The following is a 2,605-nucleotide window of genomic DNA, read 5'->3' as shown; positions in this document are numbered from 1 at the left end:
GCCGGTCTCGCCCGCGAGGAAGGCTTCGGCGAGGGCGCTGCCGCGGGCCAGCGGATCGGCGGAGGCGGCGGCGGGGGCGGCGCAGGCAAGGGCGGCCAGCGCGGCCGGGAAGAAGCGGGGGCGGGGCATGGCTGTCTCCGGAGGGGTCCGGCCGAGCCTAGGAAGGCCGGGGCGATGCCGCAAGATTTCAGTCACTTATCGGCAGGTTTCCGCGCTTTGATCTTGATCTTCTGCTCGAGTCCCGTCGGCTCGAGGTTGCGGATCTCGATGGTTCCTCCGAAGCGCTCGAGGATCTCGCGGGCGATGGCGAGGCCGAGCCCCGCGCCGGGCAGGGTCTTGCGGCGGGCGGGATCGACGCGGAAGAACGGCTCGAAGACGCGGCCGAGCACCTCGGGCGGCAGGCCCGGGCCGCGGTCGCGGATCGTCACGACCGCGCAGTCCCCCTCGAGCGCCAGCGCGATCTCCGCGCCGCCGCCATGGGTCGCCGCGTTATGCGCGAGGTTCCTCAGCGCGCGCTTCAGCGCCAGCGGACCGGCCGTCGCCTCGGCCGGCTCCAGCCGCCCCAGCCGCACCGGATGGCGCAGCTCGGCCAGTTCCGCCGCGATCTCCGGCAGCAGCCGGTCGAGCCGCACCGGCGCGGTGGCGTCGCGGCTGACCTCCTCGCGCACCAGGCGGATCGCGCTGTCGGCGATCAGGTCGAGCTCCTCGAGATCGGCCAGCCACTTGCCGCGCTCGGCCGGGTCCTCGATGAATTCGGCGCGCAGCCGCATCCGCGTCATCGGCGTGCGCAGGTCGTGGCCCGCCGCCGCCACCAGCCGCATCCGGCTTTCCATCGCGGCGGCCAGCCGCTCGGCCAGGCGGTTGAGCGCGCGCGCGGTGGCGCGCAGCTCGGCCGGGCCGGTCTCGGGCACCGGCGAGAGCGTCGCATCCGCGCCGATCCGCCCGGCCGCGGCCTCGAGCAGCCGCAGCGGCCGCACCAGCCGCTCGGCGGCATAGAGCGAGACCGCCGCGGCGCCCGCCAGGATCACCGCGATCCAGATGGCGAAGATCTTCCAGCCGCCCTCGGGCGGGGACATGTCGGGGATGGCGACGGCCAGCCAGCGGCCGCCGGCAAGCTGCACGGAGGCGGTCAGGGCCGGGCTGTCGGGGCCGCGCACCACCTCGACGGCGCGGGCCGGGCCGGTCTTCTCCAGCGCGCGGCCGAGGAAGCGGGCGGCGGGCGCGACGGGGGCGCCTGCGGCCGGAGTGGCGGCGAGCGCGAGGCCGTCGGTCGTCCCGGTCTCGGCCAGCCGGGCGAGGAGCTGGATCTGGCGGGCGACCGGCTCGATCGTGGCCTGGGGCGGCGGCGGCACCAGCGCGCGGCTGGCCGCCAGGGTGGCGAGCCCGGCGACGGCGAGGATGGCGAGGATCATCAGCGCGGCGATGCGCGCGCGCAGCGTGGTCACGGCCGGGCCTCCACCGGCACGACCAGCTGGTAGCCGCCGTTGCGCACCGTCTTGAAGAGCGGGGCCCCGCCATCGGCGGCCTCGCCGAGCTTGCGGCGCAGCCGGCTCATCAGCACGTCGATCGAGCGGTCGAGCGGGTCGCGGTCGCGCCCCTGGGTGAAGTCGAGCAGCTGGTCGCGCGACAGCAGCCGTCCCGGGCGCTCGAGAAAGGCGCGCAGGAGGTCGAACTCGGCGCCGGTCAGCTCGACCTGGCGGCCGTCGGGGGCGGTGACGCGGCGCAGCTCGATCTCGATGGCGAAGCCCGCCATGCGGTAGGCGCGGGCCTCCGGGGCGGGGCCGTCTGGCGGCGCGGCGGCGGCGGCGGCGCGGCGCAGCACGGCCTTGATGCGGGCGACCAGCTCGCGCGGGTTGAAGGGCTTGCCGAGATAGTCGTCGGCGCCGATTTCCAGGCCGATGATGCGGTCGACATCCTCCTTGAGCGCGGTGAGCATGATCAGCGGCAGCTGCGGATGGCGGGCGCGCAGGTCGCGGCAGATCTCGAGGCCGGAGCCGTCGGGGAGCATGACATCGAGCACGGCGAGGTCTGGCAGGCTGCGGGCGAGCACGGCCTCGCAGTCGCGGCGGCTGGCGGCGGAGAGCACGCGGAAGCCCTGTCCGGCGAGATAGCGCCCGAGCAGGCTGCGGATTTCGGGATCGTCGTCGACGATGAGGATGGCGGGGGCGGTCTGCATGGCGTGTCTCGGGTCTGCGGGCGGGGGCGGTCAGCGGGCGGGGGCGGAAACTGGGCGGGGGCGGAAAAGGGCGGGGGCGGACGGCAGGAGGGGCGGAGGCCGGGTCCGGCGGGGGCGGTCTCCGCGCCCGTCTATAGCCCGATCGGCAGGCCGCGGGGGCAGGGAATTGTATCGCAACCTTGCCGGCCGGGCGCCAGCAAGCTTCGTTTGCAAATTTCCCGCCCCTGGCAATGTTTCGTTACAGCCGGGACCAAGACGGGACACGCGGGCAGGCTAGATCGGGGAGAGCAGGACGCAGGCGGCTCCGGCGGGGCAGAGGCCCTTTTCCGGCGCTTTCCGCGACGTCCTGGCAAAGAGATGCGACGGGGCGGCCACCGCCCTGCGTTGAGACCAGAGCGATCGCAGCATCGCAAGACAGGCAAAGGACAT

General features: G+C 74.6%; 2 protein-coding genes. Both read right to left on the bottom strand.

The genetic code is table 11. The annotated features are described in order from the left end of the window. Positions 1-191: 191 nt before the first annotated feature. Positions 192-1,445, bottom strand: a complete 1,254-nt coding sequence (locus FGX59_RS36475; RefSeq protein WP_138473430.1) for an ATP-binding protein — start codon at positions 1,443-1,445, stop codon at positions 192-194. Further along, positions 1,442-2,176: a response regulator gene (locus tag FGX59_RS36470; RefSeq protein ID WP_138473429.1), complete on the bottom strand. Its 735-nt coding sequence runs from the start codon at positions 2,174-2,176 to the stop codon at positions 1,442-1,444. Before FGX59_RS36470 ends, FGX59_RS36475 begins: the two co-directional genes overlap by 4 nt. Between the last annotated feature and the right edge of the window lie 429 nt (positions 2,177-2,605).

The organism is Poseidonocella sp. HB161398 (assembly GCF_005870025.1).
Classification (GTDB): Bacteria; Pseudomonadota; Alphaproteobacteria; order Rhodobacterales; family Rhodobacteraceae; genus Mangrovicoccus.
This window is presented reverse-complemented; position numbering and strand designations above follow the sequence as displayed.

Bases quoted from the DNA above. Each gene is read 5' to 3' on its own strand.
- FGX59_RS36470 (WP_138473429.1), bottom strand. From the start codon at position 2,176: ATGCAGACCGCCCCCGCCATCCTCATCGTCGACGACGATCCCGAAATC.